Annotated in this window: 1 protein-coding gene; it reads left to right on the forward strand. The window is 66.8% G+C overall.

Annotation, left to right across the window (positions count from 1 at the left end):
- Positions 1–27 precede the first annotated feature (27 nt).
- The coding region (locus tag AC3II9_RS22550; RefSeq protein WP_489159008.1) for a hypothetical protein at positions 28–235 on the forward strand (208 nt) is incomplete at its 3' end.

Raw genomic sequence — 235 nt, forward strand, 5'->3', positions numbered from 1 at the left:
TTCCGGGCGATGAAGGCGTCGGGAGAGATGGCATGGTTCGAAAGCCATGCCTGCGCCATTTCGGACGAGCATGGCCAGGCGAGCGGAACCGTGAACGTGGTGCGGGAGGTCTCGCGCCGCAAGGCGGTCGAGCTCGACCTCGCCCGCGCCGCTGCGACAGACGCGCTAACCGGTCTTCCAAATCGCCGTGGCCTAGAGATCGCTAGGGAGCGGCTCGCGCAGGCAGGCAAACCTG

This window comes from Lysinibacillus sp. RU7 (genome assembly GCF_057837305.1).